Below are 22,066 nucleotides of genomic sequence, written 5' to 3'. Positions count from 1 at the left end.
GCGGTCCGACGGCCCGTCGGAGCGGCCCGGCTGACGATCCGTCGGCGCAGCTTCCCGGCCGCGGGCCCCCTCCCCGCCCCGTTGCCGGTAATCTGCGCCCAATGAGCGCCCTGAACCTCGATGACTTCGCCCAACTGATCGAGCGCCCCGACGCCGGTGTACGCCGTGACGCCGAGGAGCGGCGGGCCCTGATGGCCGTGCCGCCGGGGGCGCTGGGACGGCTGGACGAGCTGGGCGGGTGGCTGGCCGCCGTACAGGGGCGGGTGCCGGTGCGGCCGGTCGAGCAGCCGCGGGTGCTGCTGTTCGCCGGGGACCACGGGGTGGCGCAGCTGGGCGTGTCGGCGCGGCCGGCCGGCGGGACCGGGGACCTGGTGCGGGCCGTGCTGGACGGGGCGAGCCCGGCGGCGGTGCTGGCGCGCGGCGCCGGGGTGCCGGTCCGGGTGGTGGACATGGCGGTGGACTGCGATCCGGCGGAGCTGCCGGAGGAGGTCACCCGGCACCGGGTGCGGCGGGGTTCGGGCCGGATCGACGTCGAGGACGCGCTGACGGCCGAGGAGGCCGAGGCGGCGTTCCGGGCCGGTATGGCGATCGCCGACGAGGAGGCGGACGCCGGCTGCGACCTGGTCGTCCTGGGCGATCTGAGCGTCGGCGGCACGACCGCGGCCGGCACCCTGATCGCCGCGCTGTGCGGCACGGACGCCTCGGTGGTGACCGGGCGCGGCGGGTGGCCGATCGACGACCTGGCGTGGATGCGCAAGTGCGCGGCGATCCGCGACGCGCTGCGCCGGGCCCGGCCGGTGCTCGGCGACCAGCTGGAGCTGCTGGCCACGGTCGGCGGCGCGGACCTGACCGCGATCACCGGCTTCCTGCTCCAGAGCGCGGTGCGCAGGACGCCGGTGATCCTGGACGGGGTGGTGTCCGCGGCCTGTGCGCTGGTGGCGCAGCGGGTGGCGTTCCGGGCGCCGGACTGGTGGGTGGCCGGGCAGGCGAGCGGCGAGCCGGCGCAGGCCAAGGCACTGGACCGGATCGCGCTCAACCCTCTTCTCGATCACGGCGTCACAGCGGGAGAGGGGACGGGGGCGCTGCTCGCTCTGCCGCTGGTGCGGGCCGCGGCGGCCCTGGCTGCGGAACTGCCGGTACGCGACTGAACCGTCGGGCGGTGCGCCGCTGACCGCCGCCGGACCGGCGGTGACTCCCCATAAGATCGCGCTTTACACGCTTTTATCGGGAGACATCGCTTGAGTCCGCAGGAAGACCGCCCTCGCGGCCGTTGGTCACAGCGCGGCGCCGCGTTCGGCATCTGGTATCTGCGCGCCGTCACTTTCGTCAATTTTCTCAGTGCGGTGTGGGTGTCGTTCGGCAATGACATCCGGCGGCACAACGTCGAGGAGTTCTTCACCCCGTATCTGCTCACCGCCGGTTTCGCCTCCGGTGCCTTTTCGCTGTTTCTGGCCGTGACGCTGCGGCGGCGCAAGCGGGCGTCCTGGATCCTTAATCTGTTGCTGTCCGGGCTTTTCCTGCTGCTGCTCCTTTTCCTGATGGTGGTCGCCCCGGAATTCCGGGCGCATGCCCAGAACTGGGTGTCGCTGTTGCTGACCCTGCTGTTCACGGCGTCGCTGGTCGCCGGGCGGCGGGAGTTCTACGCCAAGGGCGACCGGGCGAATCCGAAGCTGGCGGCGCTGACCGCGGCCGGCGGACTGCTGGCCGCCTCGCTGCTGGCGGCGCTGCTGGTGACGGTCACCAACGGCGCCGCCGCCGGGTCGTCCACGTTCGTCGACCGCTGGCGGTACGGGCTGATGCGGCTGGTGTCGCTGGCCGCCGACGACAGCAGGTTCCCCGGGATCTCCACCCCGAACTGGGTCGATGTCGCGATCAATGTGCTCAGTACGGCGCTGCTGGTGGCCGTCCTGTGGGCGGCGTTCCGGTCCGTGCGCAGCACCGACCCGATCACCGCGGACGACGAGGAGCGGCTACGGGCCCTGCTGGCGCGGCACGGCGACCGGGACTCGCTGGGGTACTTCGCGCTGCGCCGCGACAAGAGCGTGCTGTTCTCCCCCAGCGGCAAGGCGGCGGTGACGTACCGGGTGGTCGGCGGGGTGTCGCTGGCCTCCGCGGATCCGCTGGGCGACCCCGAGGCGTGGCCGGGCGCGATCGAGCGGTGGCTGGCCGAGGCCCGGGAGCACGGCTGGGCGCCCGCGGTGATGGGTGCGAGCGAGGAGGGCGGCACCGTCTACGCCCGGCACGGGCTGGATGCACTGGAGCTCGGCGACGAAGCGATCGTGGAGACCGCGGAGTTCACCCTCGGCGGCCGGGCGATGCGGACCGTGCGGCAGGCGTACCACCGCATCGAGCGGGCCGGCTACACGGTCCGCATCCGGCGGCACGAGGACATCCCGCCGAAGGAGCTGGCGCAGTTGCTGCGGCTGGCGGACGACTGGCGGGACGGGGAGACCGAGCGGGGCTTCTCGATGGCGCTGGGGCGGCTCGGGGATCCTGGTGACGGGCGCTGCGTGATGCTCGAATGCAGCGACGCGGACGGCGAGTTGCGGGCGCTGCTGAGTTTTGTGCCGTGGGGTGCGAAGGGGCTGTCGCTGGATCTGATGCGGCGTGACCGGGAGTCCGAGAACGGGCTGATGGAGTTCATGGTGCTGGAGCTGATCCAGCGGGCGAAAGAGGTGGAGATCACTCAGATTTCACTCAACTTCGCGATGTTCCGGTCCGTCTTCGAACGTGGGTCGCGGCTCGGCGCGGGTCCGGTGCTGCGCCTGTGGCGCTCACTGCTCAGTTTCTTCTCCCGGTGGTGGCAGATCGAATCGCTGTATCGCGCCAATGCGAAATACCGGCCGATCTGGGAGCCCCGGTACATGCTCTTCGAAAAGAGCACGGATTTGCTGCGGATCGGCATTGCCGCGGCCCGCGCCGAGGGCTTCCTCGAAGCGCCCGGCCTGCCGAAGTGGCTGAACCGCAAGCACCTGGAGAACGTGAGATGAGCAAGGCCGGGGCGGGCCGACGGGAGGTATCCGCTCTGCGTCGCGCCGCCGGCGCCGAGTGGGGCCCGCTCCTGAGCACCGCGTGGTCGGCGCTGGCGACGGCGAAACTGCGGGCGATCCCCATGACGCTGGGCGCGGCGGCGCTGACGCTGGTCCTCCAGTTCGTGCAGAACCAGTCGTGGGGCTACCACCCGGTCCAGAACATCGGCTCCGTCCAGGCGTACGAGCACCTGTGGCTGGCGCTGCTGCGGACCCCGCTGTCGCTGTTCGTCCCGGCGCTGGACCTCCCGGTGTGGGGCGCGCTGGCGCAGGTCCTGGTGGTCTTCGGCATCGCGGAGATCTGCATCGGCTGGCGGCAGACGCTGCTGGTCGCGTACGTCGCCACGCTCGCCGGGACGATGTACGCGCGGATCGGCCTGTGGATCGGTCAGGGCAGTCCGATCGGGCTGCCGGACTCGGACAAGTTCGTGGTGGACACCGGCCCGTCGGCGGCGGTGGTGGGCCTCGCGGTCTTCGTCTGCTGGCGCTACCGGGCCCGCTTCACGTGTGTGGCGGTGGTCGTCGCGATGCTCGTCGAGGTGGCGTTCATCAAGAACAACCTGGCGGGCAAGGAGCATGTGGCGGCGGTGCTGGTGGTGCTGGTGCTGTGTGTGGTCTGGGACTGGTGGCGACCGCGCAAGCCGCTGGACACCCAGTACGCCAGCGGCCGGGAGCACCCCTGGTAGGCGCGCCGCCGTGCCCCGATAGCCTGCCGCGGTGAACGACGCCGCGCCCTCCACTCCCCCGCCGCCCGCACCGCCGTCGCCCGCCGACGCCCTGCGGTTCGCGTTCGGCACGCTGACCGTGCTGCCGGTCCGGGTCGCCCGCTGGGACCGGGCGGCGGCCCGCGGCGGGATGCTGTGCGCGCCGCTGGCCGGGCTGGTCGTCGGGCTGTGCGCGGCGGCGCTCGGCGGGGCGCTGCTGGTGCTCGGCGGCGGCCCGCTGCTGGCCGCGGTCGGCAGCGCTGCGGTGCCCGCCGTACTCACCCGCGGACTCCATCTGGACGGGCTCGCGGACACCGCCGACGGGCTGGGCAGCGGCAAGCCGGCGGACGAGGCGCTGCGCATCATGAAGCGGTCCGACATCGGCCCGTTCGGGGTCGTCACGCTGCTGTTCGGCCTGTTCGCCCAGGTGGCGGCGGTGTCCCGGCTGTACGCGGCGGGCTGGGCGTACGGCGCGACCGGGGTGGCGGTGGCGGCGGTCGCCGCGCGCTGCGCGCTGACCCTGGCGTCGCGTACCGGCGTACCGGCGGCCCGCCCCGAGGGGCTCGGCGCGGCGGTCGCACAGACCGTTCCGGTGCGGGCCGCGCTGGGGTGCGCGGCGCTGGTGACGGCCGGATGCGCGGCGGCGGGTGGGGTGTTCGGGCCGTACGGTGCGCTGCACGCGGGGCTCGCGGTGGTGTGCGGCCTGGCGGCCGGGGAGCTGCTGCTGCGGCACTGCCGGCGACGGTTCGGCGGGGTGACCGGCGATGTCTTCGGCGCCCTCGCGGAGAGTGCGGGACTCGCGGTGCTGGTGGTGCTGGCCCTGGGCTGACGGCCCGTGGGGCGGTCAACCGCCCCGGGGACGGGGCCAGTTCCGCGTCCGGAGTGCGCCTTCCGGGCGCCCGGTCCCGGCCCGGTGCCGCGACCGGCGGGGCCTGGCGGCGCCGCCGAGCGTAGGCTCGGGCAGAGCAGCGCGCTACGCGCGAAACGGAATCCCCGGACGGAACAGGACCTTCATCACCGTGACTGCACTGACCCTCAGTACTTCTTCCGCCGCAACGGTGCGTGCGGATGCCGTCGTCATCGGCGTGGCCAAGGGCGCCAAGAGCGTCGTGGTGGCCCCCGGCGCCGAGGCCGTGGACAAGGCGTTCGGCGGCAAGCTCGCCGCCGTGCTGGAGACCCTCGGCGCGACCGGTGCCGAGGGCGAGGTGACCAAGCTGCCCAGCGCCGACGGCGTCAAGGCGCCGGTCGTGCTGGCGGTCGGCCTCGGCGACGCGCCGGCCAAGGGCGAGGCGTACGGAAACGAGGCGCTGCGGCGCGCGGCGGGCAGCGCGGCCCGGGCGCTGGCCGGCACCAAGAAGGCCGGCTTCGCGCTGCCGGTCGAGGACGCCGAGGCCGCCGCCGCGGTGGGCGAGGGCGCCCTCCTCGGCGCGTACTCCTTCACCGCGTTCCGCAGCAACGGCCAGAACGGCAAGGCCGCCAAGGGCAGGAAGAACGAGGCGAAGTCGGCACCGCTGGGCGAGGCCGCGATCCTCGGCGCCAAGCCGCGCGACAAGGAGTTCAAGGCCGCCGCCGAGCGTGCCCAGGCGCTGGCCGCGGAGATCAACCGCGCCCGCGACCTGATCAACACGCCCTCCAACGCCCTGGACCCGAAGCAGTTCGCGGCCGAGGCGCAGGCCGCCGCGAAGGAGTTCGGCCTCCAGGTCGAGGTGCTGGACGAGAAGGCGCTCAAGAAGGGCGGCTACGGCGGTCTGATGGGCGTCGGCCAGGGCTCCGAGGCGCCGCCGCGGCTGGTGCGGATCGCGCACACGCACGCCGACGCGGAGAAGACGCTGGCGCTGGTCGGCAAGGGCATCACCTACGACTCGGGCGGCATCTCGCTCAAGCCCGCCGGTCACAACGAGACCATGAAGTGCGACATGAGCGGTGCCGCCGCGGTGTTCGCCGCGGTGGTGACGGCCGCCCGGCTGGACCTCCCGGTGAACGTCACCGGCTGGCTGGCGCTCGCCGAGAACATGCCGTCCGGCTCCGCCACCCGCCCCGGCGACGTGCTGACGATGTACAGCGGCAAGACCGTCGAGGTGCTCAACACCGACGCCGAGGGCCGGCTCGTCCTGGCCGACGCGCTGACCCGGGCCTCGGAGGAGTCGCCGGACGCGATCGTGGACGTGGCGACGCTGACCGGCGCGATGGTGCTGGCGCTGGGCCACCGCACCTTCGGGATCATGGCCAACGACGAAGCCTTCCGCACCGCGATCCACGAGATCGCGGAGGAGGTCGGCGAGCAGTCCTGGCCGATGCCGATGCCGGCCGAGCTGCGCAAGGGGATGGACTCCCCGGTCGCCGACATCGCCAACATGGGTGACCGGATGGGCGGCGGCCTGGTCGCCGGGCTCTTCCTGAAGGAGTTCGTCGGCGAGGGCATCACCTGGGCGCACCTGGACATCGCCGGCCCCGCCTTCCACGAGGGCGCGCCCTGGGGCTACACCCCCAAGGGCGGCACCGGCTCCTCGGTGCGCACCCTGGTGCGGCTGGCCGAGCGCACCGCCGCCGGCGATCTCGGCTGACGCCGGCCGGTTCCCGGCCGTTCCGCCGGTTTTGTCCGTACGGCCCCGGGCCTGCCGCCCGGGGCCGTCGCGCGGTCCCGTATCGTCGCGTACCACAGCGGCCCGGCAGCCCGGCCACGTTCGCCCTCAACGAAATCCGCACGTCCGTATGGCTCGGCAACCCCGTCAGGGCCGCGGATCGGCCGTCCGGACTCCGGCCCGGCGTCCCGGCTTCGTTGAACAAGTGCGAAGATGGGTTCTCGGCAGGACAGGGCCCCCCTTACCCAGGGCCGAGTTAAAGCGGCCGAACAACAGCCGCGGACCGGTCATCGAAGACCGGCTCCGGCGCACGCATGCATGGAGGACGTGACGTGGCGAACGACGCCAGCACCGTTTTCGACCTAGTGATCCTCGGCGGCGGCAGCGGCGGTTACGCCGCCGCACTGCGCGGCGCGCAGCTGGGTCTCGACGTCGCCCTGATCGAGAAGGGCAAGGTCGGCGGCACCTGCCTGCACAACGGCTGCATCCCCACGAAGGCTCTGCTGCACGCCGGTGAGATCGCCGACCAGGCTCGCGAGAGCGAGCAGTTCGGCGTCAAGGCCACTTTCGAGGGCATCGACATCGAGGCCGTCCACAAGTACAAGGACGAGGTCATCTCGGGCCTGTACAAGGGCCTTCAGGGTCTGATCGCCTCCCGCAAGGTGACCTACATCGAGGGCGAGGGCCGGCTGTCCTCCCCGACCTCCGTCGCCGTCAACGGTCAGCAGGTCCAGGGCCGCCACGTGCTGCTCGCGACCGGCTCCGTGCCGAAGTCGCTGCCGGGCCTGGAGATCGACGGCAACCGCATCATCTCCTCGGACCACGCGCTCAAGCTCGACCGCGTCCCGCAGTCCGCGATCATCCTGGGCGGCGGCGTGATCGGCGTCGAGTTCGCCTCGGCGTGGAAGTCCTTCGGCACCGACGTCACCGTCATCGAGGGCCTCAAGCACCTCGTCCCGGTCGAGGACGAGAACAGCTCCAAGCTGCTGGAGCGGGCCTTCCGCAAGCGCGGCATCAAGTTCAACCTCGGCACCTTCTTCGACAAGGCCGAGTACACCGCCGACGGCGTCCGGGTCACCCTCGCCGACGGCAAGACCTTCGAGGCCGAGGTGCTGCTGGTCGCGATCGGCCGCGGGCCGGTCTCCGCCGGTCTCGGCTACGAGGAGCAGGGCGTCGCGATGGACCGCGGCTACGTCCTGGTCGACGAGTACATGCAGACCAACGTGCCGACCATCTCGGCCGTCGGCGACCTCGTCCCCACCCTCCAGCTCGCGCACGTCGGCTTCGCCGAGGGCATGCTGGTGGCGGAGCGGCTGGCCGGTCTCAAGACCGTGCCGATCGACTACGACGGCGTCCCGCGCGTGACGTACTGCCACCCCGAGGTCGCTTCGGTGGGTATCACCGAGGCCAAGGCCAAGGAGCTGTACGGCGCCGACAAGGTCGTCGCTCTGAAGTACAACCTCGCGGGCAACGGCAAGAGCAAGATCCTCAAGACCTCGGGCGAGATCAAGCTCGTCCAGGTCAAGGACGGTGCCGTGGTCGGCGTCCACATGGTCGGTGACCGTATGGGCGAGCAGGTCGGTGAGGCCCAGCTGGTTTACAACTGGGAGGCCCTGCCGGCCGAGGTTGCGCAGCTCGTGCACGCGCACCCGACGCAGAACGAGGCTCTCGGCGAGGCCCACCTGGCACTGGCCGGCAAGCCTCTCCACTCCCACGACTGACCCCAGTCCCGGGCGCGACCACATCCGCACTTCCGTAAGGAGCAACAGAAACCATGGCGGTTTCCGTAACCCTGCCGGCGCTCGGCGAGAGCGTCACCGAGGGCACCGTCACCCGCTGGCTGAAGGCCGAGGGTGAGCGCGTAGAGGCCGACGAGCCGCTGCTCGAGGTGTCGACCGACAAGGTCGACACCGAGATCCCGGCCCCGGCCTCCGGCGTGCTGGCCTCCATCAAGGTGGCCGAGGACGAGACCGTGGAGGTCGGCGCCGAGCTGGCCATCATCGACGACGGCACCGGTGCGCCGGCTGCCGCTCCGGCCCCGGCCGCCGCCGCGGCGCCCGCCCCGGCCGCCCAGCCCGAGCCCGCCGCGGCTCCGGCGCCGGCCCCCGCCCCCGCCCCCGTCGCCGCGCCCGCCGGCGCTGCCGAGGGCACCGACGTCGTCCTCCCCGCGCTCGGCGAGAGCGTGACCGAGGGCACCGTCACCCGCTGGCTGAAGGAGGTCGGCGAGGAGGTCCAGGCCGACGAGCCGCTGCTGGAGGTCTCCACCGACAAGGTCGACACCGAGATCCCCGCGCCGGCCTCCGGCGTGCTGCTGGAGATCGTGGTCGGCGAGGACGAGACCGCCGAGGTCGGCGCCAAGCTCGCGGTGATCGGCGCCAAGGGTGCGGCTCCGGCCGCTGCCCCGGCTCCGGCCGTCCCGGCCCCGGCCGCCGCTCCGGCGCCCGCCCCCGCTCCGGCCCCGGCGCCCGCCCCGGCTGCGCCCGCTCCGGTCGCGCCGGCTGCCCCGGCTCCGGCTCCGGCCCCCGCGCCGGCTCCGGTCGCGGCCCCGGTCGCGCCCGCCCCCGTCACCCCCGCCCCGGCGGCCGGTGAGGGCGAGGGCGCGTACGTCACTCCCCTGGTCCGCAAGCTCGCGGCGGAGAGCGGCGTCAACCTCGCCACGGTCAAGGGCACCGGTGTCGGTGGCCGGGTCCGCAAGCAGGACGTCATCGCCGCCGCCGAGGCCCTCAAGGCCGCCGTCCCGGCCCCGGCCGCGCCGGCTGCCGCAGCCAAGGCGGGCGCCCCGGTCATCGAGGTGTCGCCGCTGCGCGGTCAGACCGTCAAGATGCCGCGGATGCGCAAGGTCATCGGCGACAACATGATGAAGGCGCTGCACGGCCAGGCGCAGCTGACCTCCGTGGTCGAGGTGGACATCACCGCGATCATGCGGATGCGCAACAAGGCCAAGGACGCCTTCGCGCAGCGTGAGGGCGTCAAGCTCTCCCCGATGCCGTTCTTCGTCAAGGCCGCCGTCCAGGCGCTGAAGGCCCACCCGGTCGTCAACGCCCGGATCAACGAGGACGAGGGCACCATCACCTACTTCGACACCGAGAACGTCGGTATCGCGGTGGATGCGGAGAAGGGCCTGATGACTCCGGTCATCAAGGGCGCGGGCGACCTGAACATCGCCGGCATCGCCCGTAAGACGGCGGAGCTGGCGGGCAAGGTCCGGGCCAACAAGATCACCCCGGACGAGCTGTCCGGCGCGACCTTCACCATCAGCAACACCGGTTCGCGCGGCGCCCTGTTCGACACCGTGATCGTGCCCCCGAACCAGGTCGGCATCCTGGGCATCGGTGCCACCGTCAAGCGCCCGGTGGTCATCAACCACCCGGACCTCGGCGAGACCATCGCGGTGCGCGACATGACCTACCTCGCGCTCTCCTACGACCACCGTCTGGTGGACGGCGCCGACGCCGCCCGCTACCTGACCACGGTCAAGCAGATCCTGGAGGCCGCGGAGTTCGAGACCGAGATCGGTCTCTGAGTCCTGCGGTAAGCCGTAGCCGTGCAAAGGGGCCGGCCCCGGTTCGTTCCTGACGAGCCGGGGCCGGCCCTTGCGCATGTCCGCGTCCCCGATAATGGCTCCCACCGGCCCTTTTGCCACCGGGGCCCCACCCGCTCTGAAGGAGCACGCAATGACCCCGCCCGTCGTCCATTCGCTGCGCGAGCAGATCCGCGAGCACATCCTTGAGGGGATCGTCAGTGGCCGCTGGCAGCCGGGCGAGCGGATCGTGGAGCGGCGGATCGCGGTCGAGCTGGAGGTCAGCCAGACGCCGGTGCGCGAGGCGCTGCGGGAGCTGGAGTCGCTCCAGCTCATCGAGTCGGCGCCGAACAAGGGCGTCCGGGTACGGAATCTGACCGCGGACGACCTCAAGGAGAGCTACCCGGTGCGGGCCGGCCTGGAGCAGGTGGCCGCGGAGCTGGCGGCCGGGCGGCTGGCGGAGAACACCGCGGCGCTGGAGCGCGAGGTGGCCTCGCTGCGGGAGGCGGACGCGACGGGCGACGGCGAGGCGCAGGTGCGGCACACGGTGGCCTTCCACCGGGAGATCGTGCGGGCGGCCGGGAACGCCGTGCTGCTGCACACCTGGGAGTCGCTGGGCGTCGAGGTATGGACGACGCTCTCCATCCGCTGGTTCAGCCCGGAGCCGCGGTCGCACGCCCAGGACCACCAGGAGATCGTGGACGCCTTCCGGCGGCGCGACCCGAAGATCGGGACGCTGCTGAAGGCGCATGTGCTGAGCTGCGCACCGCGCGTGTGAGGTCCCGGACGGCGGCCCTCGCGGCGGGTGGCGGGGCCGCCGGTTCCACGGCGTACCGGCGGGGCTCCGGGGCGTAGCGGAGGGGCTCTCCGGAGCTGGCACGGGGTGCCCCGGAACGCGGCACCCCGTGCCGACCTGCGGTTATTCGTCCGGCGAGCGTTGATCGATCATCGATCAGAGGCGTATCGTCGACTGCTGGGGCGCGACACCCCTGCCTGCCGAATGCCTGCCGAACTCGCATTCCCACCCGTCCGGAAAGGGGCCACCCATGCCCGATCCCGTGCGCCTGCCGTACAGCCAGCTCGACCAGCTCCCGGACCGCGATCCCGAGGAGACGGCCGAATGGCGCGAGTCGCTGGACGCCGTCACCAGGGCAGCGGGCCCGCATCGCGCCGCGTACCTGATGCGCCGTGCCCTGGAGCACACCGCGCACACCGAAGGCTCCGACCTGCCGTCGCTGGTGGAGACGGACTACGTCAACACCATCCCGACCTCCGCCGAGCCCGCGTTCCCGGGTGACGAGGCGCTGGAGGCCCGGATCACCGCCTGGAACCGCTGGAACGCCGCCGCCATGGTCACCCGCGGCTCCAAGCTCGGCCTGGGCGGCCACATCGCCACCTTCGCCTCGGCGGCCTGGCTCTACGAGACCGGCTTCCAGCACTTCTTCCGCGGCAAGGAGGGCGACGGCAGCGGCGACCAGCTCTACATCCAGGGCCACGCCTCCCCCGGCGTCTACGCCCGCGCGTTCCTCGAAGGCCGGCTCACCGAGGACCAGCTCGACCACTTCCGCCAGGAGGCCGGCGGCGAGGGCCTGCCCTCGTACCCGCACCCGCGCCGCCTCCCCTGGCTGTGGGAGTTCCCCACCGTCTCCATGGGCCTCGGCCCGCTCTCCGCGATCTACCAGGCGCGCTTCAACCGCTACCTGGAGCACCGCGGCATCAAGGACACCAGCAACTCCCACGTCTGGGCCTTCCTGGGCGACGGCGAGATGGACGAGCCGGAGTCGACCGCCGCACTGGCGCTGGCCGGACGCGAGGGCCTGGACAACCTGACCTTCGTCATCAACTGCAACCTCCAGCGCCTGGACGGCCCGGTCCGCCCCAACTTCAAGATCGTGCAGGAGCTGGAGGCCCAGTTCCGCGCCGCCGGCTGGAACGTCGTCAAGGCCCTCTGGGGCCGGGCGTGGGACGAGGTCTTCGCGCTCGACACCGACGGCGCGCTGCTCCAGCGCCTCCGCGAGACCCCCGACGCGCAGTTCCAGACGTACGCCACCCGCGACGCCGCCTACCTGCGCGAGCACTTCTTCGGCGCGAGCGACACCCTCAAGGCGATCGCCGCGCAGCTCTCCGACGCCAAGCTGCTGGAGCTGTTCCAGACCTCCCGCGCCGGCCACGAGCCGCGCAAGGTGTACGCCGCCTACAAGGCCGCCGTCGAGCACAAGGGCGCGCCGACGGTCATCCTGGCGCAGACCGTCAAGGGCTACACCCTCGGCACGGGCTTCGAGTCCCGCAACGCCAACCACCAGATGAAGAAGCTGACCATGGCGGAGTTCCGCGCGATGCGCGATCTGCTCGAACTCCCCATCCCGGACAGCGCGCTGGAGGGCGACCTGGTGCCGTACTGGCGCCCGGCCGAGGACTCGCCCGAGATGCGGTACCTGCGTTCCCGGCGCACCGCCCTGGACGGCCCGGCCCCGGCCCGCAAGGTCGTGGCGAAGCCGCTGCCGATGCCCGCCGACAAGACCTTCGACGCGCTGAAGAAGGGCTCCGGCAGCCAGGAGATCGCCACCACCATGGCGTTCGTCCGGCTGGTCAAGGACCTGATGCGGGACAAGGAGACCGGCCGGCGCTGGGTCCCGATCGTCCCGGACGAGGCCCGTACCTTCGGTATGGAGTCCCTCTTCCCGACGGCCGGCCTCTACTCCCCCAAGGGCTCCACGTACGACCCGGTCGACCGCGACCAGCTCCTCTGGTACAAGGAAGCCAAGGACGGCCAGATCCTCAACGAGGGCATCACCGAGGCCGGTTCGCTCGCCGACTTCACCGCCGCCGCGACGTCGTACGCGACGCACGGCGAGCCGATGATCCCCTTCTACATCTTCTATTCGATGTTCGGCTGGCAGCGCACCGCCGACCAGTTCTGGGCGCTGGCCGACCAGTTGGGCCGCGGCTTCGTCATCGGCGCCACCGCCGGCCGCACCACGATGACCGGTGAGGGCCTCCAGCACGCCGACGGCCACTCCCACCTGATCGCCTCGACCAACCCGGCGGCGCTCTCCTACGACCCGGCGTTCGCCTACGAGGTGGCGGTGATCGTCAAGGAGGGTCTGCGCCGGATGTACGGTCCGGACGCGGAGGACGTCTTCTACTACCTGACGGTCTACAACGAGACCAAGGTGCAGCCGGCCATGCCCGAGGGTGTCGAAGAGGGCATCCTCAAGGGCCTGTACCGGTACAAGGAAGCCGTCTCCATAGAGGGCGCCGACGTCCCGCGGCTCCAGCTGCTGGCGTCGGGCACCGCCATCCACTGGGCCCTGGAGGCGCAGCAGCTGCTGGCCGCCGACTGGGGCGTGGCCGCGGACGTCTGGTCGGCCCCGTCCTGGACGGAGCTGCGCCGCGACGCCCTGGAGTGCGACGCGGCCCGCCTGGAGGGCGAGGACCGCGTCCCGTACGTCACCCGTGCGCTGGCCGGCGCCCCCGGCCCGGTCGTCGCGGTCAGCGACTGGATGCGGGCGGTCCCGGACCAGATCGCCCAGTGGGTCGAGCAGGACTGGACCTCCGTCGGGACGGACGGCTTCGGCCTCTCCGACACCCGGGAGGCGGCCCGCCGGCACTTCGGCGTGGACCCGCAGTCGGTGGTCGTCCAGGCGCTCGCGGCGCTGGCCCGCCGGGGCGACGTCAAGCCGGAGGCGGTCAAGGAGGCCCGCGAGCGCTACGGGCTGTGACACCGGGCGCGGTCCCGTCCGGTGACCGCGCCCACCGGACGCGGGCGGCCCCGGCCGACACCGGGCCCCGCCCGCCCCTCAACTCCCGTGCGAAGACCACCTCCCGCGCCCGGGGTCTTCGCACGGGGCTCGCCCGCCTCCTCGCCCGCGGGGCGTTGTCAGTGGTGCCCGGCATGATGGATGCATGCGTGCTGCACGGCTGATCAGGATGGTGTTGCTGCTCCAGTCCCGGCCGTCGATGACGGCCGGTGAGCTGGCGCGGGAGCTGGAGGTCTCGGAGCGCACGGTCGCCCGGGACGTCCTGTCGCTCTCGGAGGCCGGGGTGCCCGTGTACGCGGACCGCGGCCGGGCCGGGGGCTACCGCCTGATAGGCGGGTACCGCACGCGGCTCACCGGCCTCGGCCGCAGCGAGGCGGAGGCGCTCTTCCTGTCCGGAGTGCCCTCGGCCCTGCGGGAGATGGGCCTGGCGGACGCCGCGTCCGTGGCCCGGCTGAAGGTGTCCGCCGCCCTGCTGCCCGAGCTGCGCGACGCCGCCTCGGGCGCCGCCCAGCGGTTCCATCTGGACGCGCCGGCCTGGTATCAGGAGCCGGAGACGCCCGCGCTGCTGCCCGCCGTCGCCGACGCGGTGTGGGACGACCGCCGGCTGACGGTCCGCTATCTCCGCAAGGACCGTGAAGTCGTACGGGAGTTGGAGCCGTACGGGCTCGTGCTGAAGGCGGGCGTCTGGTATCTGGCGGCCCGTGCGAGCGGCGGCCGGCCCGCGGCGCCGTCCGGGCCGGGGGCGCCGCAGGGCGCACCCCCACCCGGCGAGAGCCGACGGACGGCGGGCTTCCGGGTCTATCGGGTCGACCGGTTCACCTCGGTCGAGGCGGCCGGGGCGGACGGGGCGGACGAGCCCGCGGAGCCGCCCGAGGGGGCCGGCGGCAGCGCGGGGGCGGCCCCGCCGCCGGTGCGCACCGGCGGGCTCTTCCGGCGCGACGAGGAGTTCGACCTGCCGGCGTTCTGGGCCGAGCGCGCCCAGGAGTTCGCCCGGTCGCTGCTGCGCGAGGAGGTGGTTCTCCGGCTCTCCCCGCAGGGCGTGCGCCAACTCCCGTACGTCACCGAGCGGTCCGCGGCCCGGGAGGCGATAGCGACCGCACTGGCGGCCGGCCGGCCCGACGAGCAGGGGCGGCTGACGGTCGCCCTCGCCGTGGAGTCCGCGGAGGTCGCCTACTCCCAGCTGCTGGCGCTCGGCCCGGAGGGCGAGGTGCTCGCGCCCTCCGGGCTGCGGGAGCGGTTCGCCGCGGCTGCCCGGCGGACGGCCGCGCTCTACGCCGCTCCGGCAGAGGAGGGTGCCCCGGCCGGTGTGCGGTAGTCCTCCGGTCCCGCGTCCCTGCCGCCCAGCACGACGTCCTCGAAGTAACCGAAGCAGTCGGGCCGGGTGCCGTCGGCATCGGTGAAGCCGTACTCCTTCGCCAGTTGGCCGCTGGAGAGCGACCGGCCGCTCCAGCGCGCCTTGTCCGGGTCGCCGGCCAGCGCCCGCACCGCGCGGCCGATCAGGGCCGGGGATTCGGCGATGGCGAAGTGCGGCTCCTCGGCGACCGCGTCGCGCCAGGTCTCCTCCGTCACACCGAAGTGGTCCAGCATCTCCTCGGAGCGCAGAAAGCCGGGGGTGAGCGAGACGGCGGTGCCGCCGTACTCCTTCAGCTCGGCGGCGAGCCCGAAGGCGATCCGGTGCGGGACGTTCTTGGTGATGTCGAAGCAGAGGCTGTCGCGGTAGACGCGGTTGAAGGAGGCGGTGCCGTCGGTGATCTCGACGACCAGTCCGCCGGGGCGCCGGATCAGCAGCGGCAGCGCGTAGTGGCTGGTGATCAGGTGCGAGTCGACGCCGAGGCGGAACATCCGCAACCCACCCGCAAGATCGAGGTCCCAGAGCTTGGTGTCGAACTCGATCAGGCGGTCGCCGCCCCAGAGGCTGTTGACCAGGATGTCCAGCCGGCCCTGCTCGCGGTCGATGCGCTCGACCAGCGCCTTGACCTGCTCCGGCTCCAGATGGTCGGTCGGTACGGCGACGCCGGTGCCTCCGGCCGCCGTCACCAGCTCCGCGGTCTGCTCGATCGTCTCGCCGGCCCGGCCGACCTCGCTGACCCGCTCCCGGGTCGTCCGCCCCGTCACGTACACCAGGGCGCCGGCCCGGCCCAGCTCCACGGCCATCGCCCGGCCCGCGCCCCGGGTGGCCCCGGCGACCAGCGCCACCCGCCCGGTCAGATCGGCGGCCGGCAGCAGCCCGCCGGGGTCCGCCGCGTCCCTACGTCGTGCCGCGTCCGTTCGCCCCGCCGCTCCCGTACGCTCCGCCGCTTCCTCATGGGCCGCCGGTTCCTTGTGCGCCACGTTGGCCACTCCTCGCTGTCAGGTGTCCTGCATCCGTACGCCGCGACCCTGACAGCGAATCCCGACACCTTCCGTCCGGATTTCCCTGCGGCTTTCTCTCCGGTTGCCCCTGGTTCCCGCTCCGGACTTCCGACCGGAGAGGACACCGGACTGCTGACCGGCCGGTGTCCCGCGCCCCGGCCGGCCCGCCGCCGCTCACGGCCGGAGGGCGTGCAGACTCCCGCCGTCCCGCAGCCGGCCGGCGACCTGCGCCGGGGCCTCCTTGGGGGCCGGTACGGCGAGCGTCGGCGCCTCGGCGGTGGCCCGGACGCCGCCGGTGACGTCGATGCCGCCGACCTGGCTGCTGCCCGCCGCGAGCAGGTACCACTTCCCGGATTTCGCCTGCCAGTGGACATCGCTCAGGACGTGCCGGCCGAAGCGGCTGCACACCGCCGTGTCGACCGCCCGGCCGGTGATCCGCCCCGGGTCCCCCGGGCCGCCGGCGGGCGGCTGGAACTGGACCATGGCCCGGCCGGGACCGCGCCAGGTGTCCGCGCGGTTGCAGACCCAGGTCGCGGTGCCGGCGTTCTCCGGGAGGGTCTGCTGGGCGTACGCCCAGCTGTTGACGGACCGTACGCCGGTGCCGCGCAGCGACCGCAGGGTGCAGGCGGTCCGGGCCCAGCTGTGCAGCGCGGCGGGACCGGTGGCCTCGCCCGAGCCCGCACCGCCCGCGGACGGCGGCGGCAGGTACGTCAGATGGACCGGCGCGAGCTCGCCGAGGTCGGTCACCAGGAAGGAGCGGTCGTCGTCGATCCGCGGCGAGGAGCGGAACTCGGCCACCGGCCAGTGCCCGCACGTCCCGCCCATCTCGGGCGGGGTAGCGATGCGGTCGGTGACCCCGTCCGGGGCGAGGTGCAGCCCGTGCGGCGGGGTGTCCGGGGCGAGCAGGTCCCGTGTGGCGACGTCGGAGACCCACGGGGCGATCAGATAGCGCATCCAGCCGTTGCCGCGGCCGATCACCAGCCCGGCGCCGGAGGTGAGATCCGCGTTGTCGACCCGGGCGAAGTGCAGGGTGGGCGTGGCGCCTTCGGGTTCGGCGTAGCGCACCAGCCGCTCGCCGTCGTGGAAGACGACCACCATGACGTTGTCGATCAGCCCCGCGTAGAGCAGCCGCGGCGGCTCGGCGGGCGGCCGGGTGGAGGTGCCCGGGGTCGTGGTGATCCGGGCGTCGGCGGGCGGCGCGGCCCACACCCGCAGCGCCCGCGCCAGCAGTTCCTTGTTGCCCGCCTCGCGGCCCCGCGGCGGCCAGGCCGTGAAGTCCACCCGCGAGGTCTTCGCCCACTGCTCGTTGGGGGTGCGCAGCAGCCGGCCGGGGTCCTGGGCCTGCTGGGCGGCGGTCGCGGCCCGGTCTCCCTTGGCGCCGCCGGGGAGCGCCAGCGCCACGGCGCCCGCCGCCAGCACCACCGCCATCACGGCCACCGCACGCACCCGCTGGCGGCGGCGCAGCAGATCCGTCGGCCGGGCCTGCACCGTGCAGGGGTCGAACTCCCCGGAGTTCAGCAGCGCCCCGGCCCGCGCCCCGGTCTGCCGGTCCAGTTGCCCGGCCGCCCGCTGCGCCGCGTCCGGGTCCGCGACCCCGGCCCGCTCCAGTACGGCGCGCGCCACCTCCGCGTCCAGCCCCTCCAGGTGCCACAGCCCCAGGGCGGCCCGTACGGGTGCCGGGACGGCCGACAGCGCCTGGTCCAGGGCGAGTTCGTCGGCGCCGCCGGCGCGCGGGAAGAGCCGCAGCCCCCAGACGAACGGCACCGGCGGCAGCAGCACGGCGAGCCCCTGGCGGTTCTCGTAGGCCAGCGCCAGCTCCAGGGTCCGCCGGCGCACCAGGTCGTAGCCGGACCCGGCGTCGGCGCCGCGCTGGGCGGGCAGCGCACCGGCCGGGCGGCGCAGTCCGGGCCGCGGCAGCGCCCGCTGCACCAGGCCGTGTGCGGTCAGCACCTTGCGGTGGCGGCCCATCGACGGGGGCAGTACGAGATAGGCGAGGCGGACGAGCCGTGGGTAGTGCTCGACGATGGCCGCCTCGGCGCGTTCGACGTCGGCCCGGGTTCGTTCGTCCATGGGCATGGCTGGAAAGCGCCCTTCACGAAATGGGGAGTGCTGTGGGGAACTGAAGGATCTGCCGTCGTTGCAAGCCGCACAACGAGGGAAGCTTGGCACGGTCACCCGGCGGATCCCCGCTCCCGACACCACGGTTCACCGGACCGGGCAGCGCCCCGCAGCATCCGGGGGACTCCGCGTGCGGGCCGCGTCGGCAAGGCGGATCATGGAGCGGTGATGGACGAGACGGAGTTCTGGGAACTGGTCGACGGTTCCCGCGAGGCCGCCGGGGGCGACCCCGAGGAGCAGGCCGACGCGCTGGTCGAGCGGCTGCTCGGACTCGACCCGGACGACGTCGTGGATTTCGCCCGCCACTTCGAGTCCCGCTACAACCGCGCGTACGCCTGGAACCTGTGGGCCGCCGCCACGCTGCTGCTGGACGGCGCGAGCGACGACGCCTTCGACTACTTCCGCTGCTGGCTGATCGGCCAGGGCCGGGAGGTCTTCGAGGGCGCGCTGCACCACCCGGACCACCTCGCCGTTCTGCTGGACGACTTCGACGAGGAGGTGGACGGCGACGCCGAGGAGCTGGGTTATGCGGCCGACGAGGCGTACGAGCAGCTGACCGGCACCGTGATGCCCGAACTGGGGCTGCCCCCGGCACCGGCCGAACCCCTCGGCACGTACGTGGACTTCGAGGACGACGCGGCGCTGGCCGAGCGCTTCCCCCGCCTCTGGGAGCGCTTCCGGGGCCAGTAGGCCGTCTCACTGCGCGCGCCGGTCGCCGACTGCGGGCAGTATGGCCCCATGCGCATCGCGATCACCGGCTCGACCGGGCTCATCGGCACGGCCCTCGTACGGTCCCTGCGCGCGGACGGCCACGACGTCGTCCGGCTCGTCCGCCGGGCGCCGCAGGCGGCCGGCGAGGTGCGCTGGGACCCCGAGGGGCAGCAGGTCGACACCGCCGGGCTGGCCGGCTGCGAGGCGGTGGTCCATCTCGCCGGCGCGGGCGTCGCCGAGCACCGCTGGACCGCCGCGTACAAGCAGCGGATCCGCGACAGCCGGGTGCACGGCACCCGGACCCTGGCCACCGCGCTGGCCTCGATGGACGCCCCGCCCCGGGTCCTCGTCTCCGGCAGCGCGATCGGCTACTACGGCGACACCGGCGACCGGCGCACGGACGAGAGCGGACCGGCCGGCCACGGCTTCCTGCCGGAGGTCTGCGTGGACTGGGAGGACGCCGCCCGGCCCGCCCTGGACGCCGGCATCCGGACCGTCTTCGCCCGTACCGGACTCGTCGTGGCGCGCTCGGGCGGCGCCTGGGGGCGGCTGTTCCCGATCTTCCGGCTGGGGCTGGGCGGCCGGCTCGGCGACGGCAGTCAGTACTGGAGCTTCATCTCCCTCCAGGACCACATCGCGGCGCTGCGCCACCTCGTCACCACCGAGGAGCTCTCCGGCCCGGTCAACCTCACCGCGCCGGAGCCGGTCACCAACCGCGAGGTGACGGCGGTGATGGGCCATGTCCTGCACCGCCCCACGCTCTTCACCGTCCCGGCGCCGGCGCTGCGGCTCGTGCTGGGCGAGTTCGCGGAGGACGTGCTGGGCAGTCAGCGGATCGTCCCGCGGCGGCTGCTGGACTCCGGTTTCGGCTTCGCGCACCCGCGGATCATCGACGCCGTGCGGGCCGCACAGCAGTCGTAGGAGCGTCTGTACGGACCTCATGGCGCAGGGCGCGCCGGTGCGCCCCCGTGGCGCCCCTGTCGGCGGCGCCGCCGCCTCCCTACGGTCCTCGGACAGACCGTTCGGCATCCCCGGCGGCAGCACCGGGCATGAGAACGGGTGCGCCGCCGCTGGGACCGACCTCGGGAGGGGCATGTGCTGCGCACCGCATCGGCCGTGGACGTCGTCATCGTGGGAGCCGGCCCGGCCGGTCTCGCCGCCGCCCGCCATCTGACCGGGGCCGGGGTCTCGGTCACCGTCCTGGAGGCCGGGCCACGGATCGGCGGCCGGTCCACCACCGACGAGCTCGACGGCTTCCGGCTGGACCGCTGCGGCCGTCCGCTGGCGGTCTCCCCGGCGGCGCTGCGCCGTACGCCGGGGCTGGGCGAGCTGGCGCTGCGCCCGTTCGCGTCCGGACTGACCCTCCACAACGGCCAGCGGTCACAGCGGATCAGCCCGCTGCGGTGCACGAGGGGCGCACTGTCCGCAGCGCGCGCCCTCTCGCGCGCCGACCGCCGTACGGACCGGGCCGCCGCCGCTTCCCCGTCCGCCGACCGCTCCGTCTGCGATGCGCTGGCCGGCCGCCCGGCCTTCCCGCCGCGCACCCACGACACGTTCCTGCGACCGCTGCTGGGCGCGCTGCTCTGCGATCCGCGGCTGCGGGTCTCCAGCCGGGGCGCCGCGCAGGTGCTGCGCGCCTTCGCGGAGGGGCGGCTCGCGCTGCCGGCCGGCGGTGCCTCGGCGATCCCGGAACTGCTGGCGGCCGGCCTGCCGCCCGGTACGGTCCGGACGTCCGTCCAGGTCACCGCCGTCGCCACCAACGGCGTCAGCACCCGCGAGCACGGCCGGATACCCTGCCGGGCGGTGCTGGTGGCGACCGGCGCGCGCGACGCCGCCGAGCTGCTGCCGGGGCTGCGGCTGCCCGACTTCCACCCGGTGACCGTGCTGCACCACACCGCGGGCGTCCCCGCCGGGACCCGCGGCGCGCCCTGTCGCGACACCGCGCTGATCCTGCCGGCGGACGGCCCCATCGGCTTCAGCTACCTCGCCGGCGCGATCGACCCGTCCCGTACGCCCCCGGGCCGGACGCTGATCACCACCGCCGTGCTGGGCCCCGCCGCGGCGCTGCCGGTCTCCGTCCTCGACAAGACCGTACGGCCGCAGCTCGACCGGATCCACGGCGCGCGGACCGACGACTGGCAGCTGCTGGCGGCCCATCACAACCCGTACGCGGTACCGGCGATGCCCGCCCCGCACGATCCGCAGCGCACCGTGCGGGTACTGGCCGGTCTCTACGTCTGCGGCGACCACCGCGACACCAGCACCCTCCAGGGCGCCCTCCGCTCCGGCCGCCGCGCCGCCCGCGCGCTGCTCCAGGACTTCGGCCTCCCGGCCCACCCTGCACCGGACCCCGTCCGGGCGGCGGCCTAGGCCCTGTCATCACACTCCCGACGTCCGCCCGAAGGGCGGGCCGGACGCCGTCCGGTGCATGCTCTCGGCGTGCCGGGCGACGGCCCCCGTTGGAGTACCGGGGTCGTCGTCCGGAGCGGCGAGAGTGCGTGCCGGGCGCCGTCCGGCAGACGGGAGAGTGACGACAGGGCCCAGCCCCTGGTCCCCGCCCCGGCCGTCAGCCCAGTGCCGCCACCCGGTCCCGGTACCCGCGCACCGCCGCCGCGTCCCGGTACGGCTCCAGGCGGCGCTCGAAGTCCCGGACGTACTCATGGGCCCGCACCGAGCGCATCTCGGACGCCTGGAGGGCCGCTTCGGCACCCAGGGTGCACGCCTGCTCCAGCTCGCCCAGGCCCAGCCGCGCGGTCGCCAGCACCACCCGGCAGAAGAGCCGGCTGCGGGCGAAGCCGGCGGCGCGCAGCTGGAGGGAGCGCTCGGCGTGCTGGGAGGCGGCGCGGTACTGCTGGAGATCGCGGTGGCAGTGCGCCAGCTCGTCGGCGAGCTGGGACTCGTCGAAGAACCGCGCCCAGTACGGGGTGTCGTCGCCGGGGCGGGCGCTCTCCAGGGCGCGTTCGGCGCGGGCCAGCGCGGCGGTGCAGGCCCGGACCTCGTTCAGGATGCCGTGGCCGCGCGCCTCGGCGGCGTGCAGCAGCGCCTGGACGGTGGGCGGGGCGCTGCTGCCGATGCCCTGCTGGGCGACCCGCGCCAGCTGGACGGCCTCCCTGCCGTGGCCCAGATAAACGGCCTGCCGGCTCATCGTCACCAGGACGTAGGAGCCGTACGCCCGGTCGCCGGCGGCCTGGGACAGCCGCAGGGCCTGGACGAAGTACCGCTGCGCCAGGCCGTGCGCGGCGATGTCGTAAGAGGTCCAGCCGGCCAGTCGGGTCAGATCGGCGGGGGG

At 73.7% G+C, this 22,066-nt stretch carries 16 protein-coding genes; 13 read left to right on the top strand and 3 right to left on the bottom strand.

All coding sequences use genetic code 11. The features are described from left to right. Positions 1–101: 101 nt before the first annotated feature. The 10 genes from cobT (at position 102) to IEZ17_RS08680 (ending at position 14,911) form a co-directional block, all read left to right on the top strand. Entirely contained in the window at positions 102–1,148 is a 1,047-nt protein-coding gene (gene cobT, locus IEZ17_RS08725) for a nicotinate-nucleotide--dimethylbenzimidazole phosphoribosyltransferase (RefSeq protein WP_189298147.1), read from the top strand. Positions 1,149–1,238: 90 nt separating this feature from the next. Further along, complete coding sequence (locus tag IEZ17_RS08720) at positions 1,239–2,990, top strand: phosphatidylglycerol lysyltransferase domain-containing protein (RefSeq protein ID WP_189298145.1); 1,752 nt, start codon at positions 1,239–1,241, stop codon at positions 2,988–2,990. Next, complete coding sequence (locus IEZ17_RS08715; protein WP_189298143.1) at positions 2,987–3,715, top strand: hypothetical protein; 729 nt, start codon at positions 2,987–2,989, stop codon at positions 3,713–3,715. Before IEZ17_RS08720 ends, IEZ17_RS08715 begins: the two co-directional genes overlap by 4 nt. Before the next feature lie 31 nt (positions 3,716–3,746). After that, on the top strand, positions 3,747–4,562 hold the full coding sequence (locus tag IEZ17_RS08710; RefSeq protein WP_189298141.1) for an adenosylcobinamide-GDP ribazoletransferase: 816 nt from the start codon (positions 3,747–3,749) through the stop codon (positions 4,560–4,562). A 190-nt stretch (positions 4,563–4,752) separates the two neighbouring features. After that, on the top strand, positions 4,753–6,297 hold the full coding sequence (locus tag IEZ17_RS08705) for a leucyl aminopeptidase (RefSeq protein ID WP_189298139.1): 1,545 nt from the start codon (positions 4,753–4,755) through the stop codon (positions 6,295–6,297). Positions 6,298–6,647: 350 nt separating this feature from the next. Beyond that, positions 6,648–8,036, top strand: a complete 1,389-nt coding sequence (lpdA, locus tag IEZ17_RS08700; protein ID WP_189298137.1) for a dihydrolipoyl dehydrogenase — start codon at positions 6,648–6,650, stop codon at positions 8,034–8,036. A 53-nt stretch (positions 8,037–8,089) separates the two neighbouring features. Continuing rightward, positions 8,090–9,838 carry a 2-oxoglutarate dehydrogenase, E2 component, dihydrolipoamide succinyltransferase gene (gene sucB / locus IEZ17_RS08695; RefSeq protein ID WP_189298135.1) on the top strand — a complete coding sequence of 583 codons (1,749 nt, stop codon included), beginning with the start codon at positions 8,090–8,092 and terminating at the stop codon, positions 9,836–9,838. A 151-nt stretch (positions 9,839–9,989) separates the two neighbouring features. Next, positions 9,990–10,613: a GntR family transcriptional regulator gene (locus IEZ17_RS08690; protein ID WP_189298133.1), complete on the top strand. Its 624-nt coding sequence runs from the start codon at positions 9,990–9,992 to the stop codon at positions 10,611–10,613. A gap of 268 nt (positions 10,614–10,881) precedes the next feature. Further along, positions 10,882–13,557 (top strand): pyruvate dehydrogenase (acetyl-transferring), homodimeric type, encoded by a 2,676-nt coding sequence (gene aceE / locus IEZ17_RS08685; protein WP_189298131.1) that lies wholly within the window; start codon positions 10,882–10,884, stop codon positions 13,555–13,557. A gap of 184 nt (positions 13,558–13,741) precedes the next feature. Next, a complete protein-coding gene (locus IEZ17_RS08680) occupies positions 13,742–14,911 on the top strand; it encodes a helix-turn-helix transcriptional regulator (RefSeq protein WP_189298129.1) in 1,170 nt (389 codons plus the stop codon). Here IEZ17_RS08680 and IEZ17_RS08675 read toward each other — a convergent pair. Both IEZ17_RS08675 and IEZ17_RS08670 read right to left on the bottom strand, forming a co-directional pair. Continuing rightward, the gene (locus IEZ17_RS08675; RefSeq protein ID WP_373299769.1) at positions 14,866–15,822 is read right to left on the bottom strand and encodes an SDR family oxidoreductase; all 957 of its coding nucleotides are present in this window, start codon (positions 15,820–15,822) and stop codon (positions 14,866–14,868) included. The genes IEZ17_RS08680 and IEZ17_RS08675 overlap by 46 nt on opposite strands. A gap of 300 nt (positions 15,823–16,122) precedes the next feature. Further along, positions 16,123–18,018, bottom strand: coding sequence for a hypothetical protein (locus tag IEZ17_RS08670; protein WP_189298127.1), 1,896 nt, complete (start codon positions 18,016–18,018; stop codon positions 16,123–16,125). A gap of 216 nt (positions 18,019–18,234) precedes the next feature. Between IEZ17_RS08670 and IEZ17_RS08665 the strand changes: the two genes are divergently transcribed. The 3 genes from IEZ17_RS08665 to IEZ17_RS08655 all read left to right on the top strand — a co-directional run bounded on the left by IEZ17_RS08665 (position 18,235) and on the right by IEZ17_RS08655 (position 21,147). After that, a complete protein-coding gene (locus IEZ17_RS08665; protein ID WP_189298125.1) occupies positions 18,235–18,756 on the top strand; it encodes a DUF4240 domain-containing protein in 522 nt (173 codons plus the stop codon). Positions 18,757–18,804: 48 nt separating this feature from the next. Beyond that, entirely contained in the window at positions 18,805–19,698 is an 894-nt protein-coding gene (locus IEZ17_RS08660) for a TIGR01777 family oxidoreductase (protein WP_189298123.1), read from the top strand. A 174-nt stretch (positions 19,699–19,872) separates the two neighbouring features. Beyond that, positions 19,873–21,147 carry an FAD-dependent oxidoreductase gene (locus IEZ17_RS08655; RefSeq protein WP_189298121.1) on the top strand — a complete coding sequence of 425 codons (1,275 nt, stop codon included), beginning with the start codon at positions 19,873–19,875 and terminating at the stop codon, positions 21,145–21,147. Positions 21,148–21,343: 196 nt separating this feature from the next. Here IEZ17_RS08655 and IEZ17_RS42155 read toward each other — a convergent pair. Continuing rightward, a partial coding sequence (locus tag IEZ17_RS42155) for an NsdA family TPR-like regulatory protein (RefSeq protein ID WP_506005244.1) occupies positions 21,344–22,066 on the bottom strand: 723 nt, incomplete at its 5' end.

It is taken from the genome of Streptomyces albospinus, from assembly GCF_014648695.1.
GTDB lineage: Bacteria > Actinomycetota > Actinomycetes > Streptomycetales > Streptomycetaceae > Streptomyces > Streptomyces albospinus.
The sequence above is the reverse complement of the archived record's forward strand: the minus strand, read 5'-3'. Positions and strand labels throughout refer to the sequence as shown.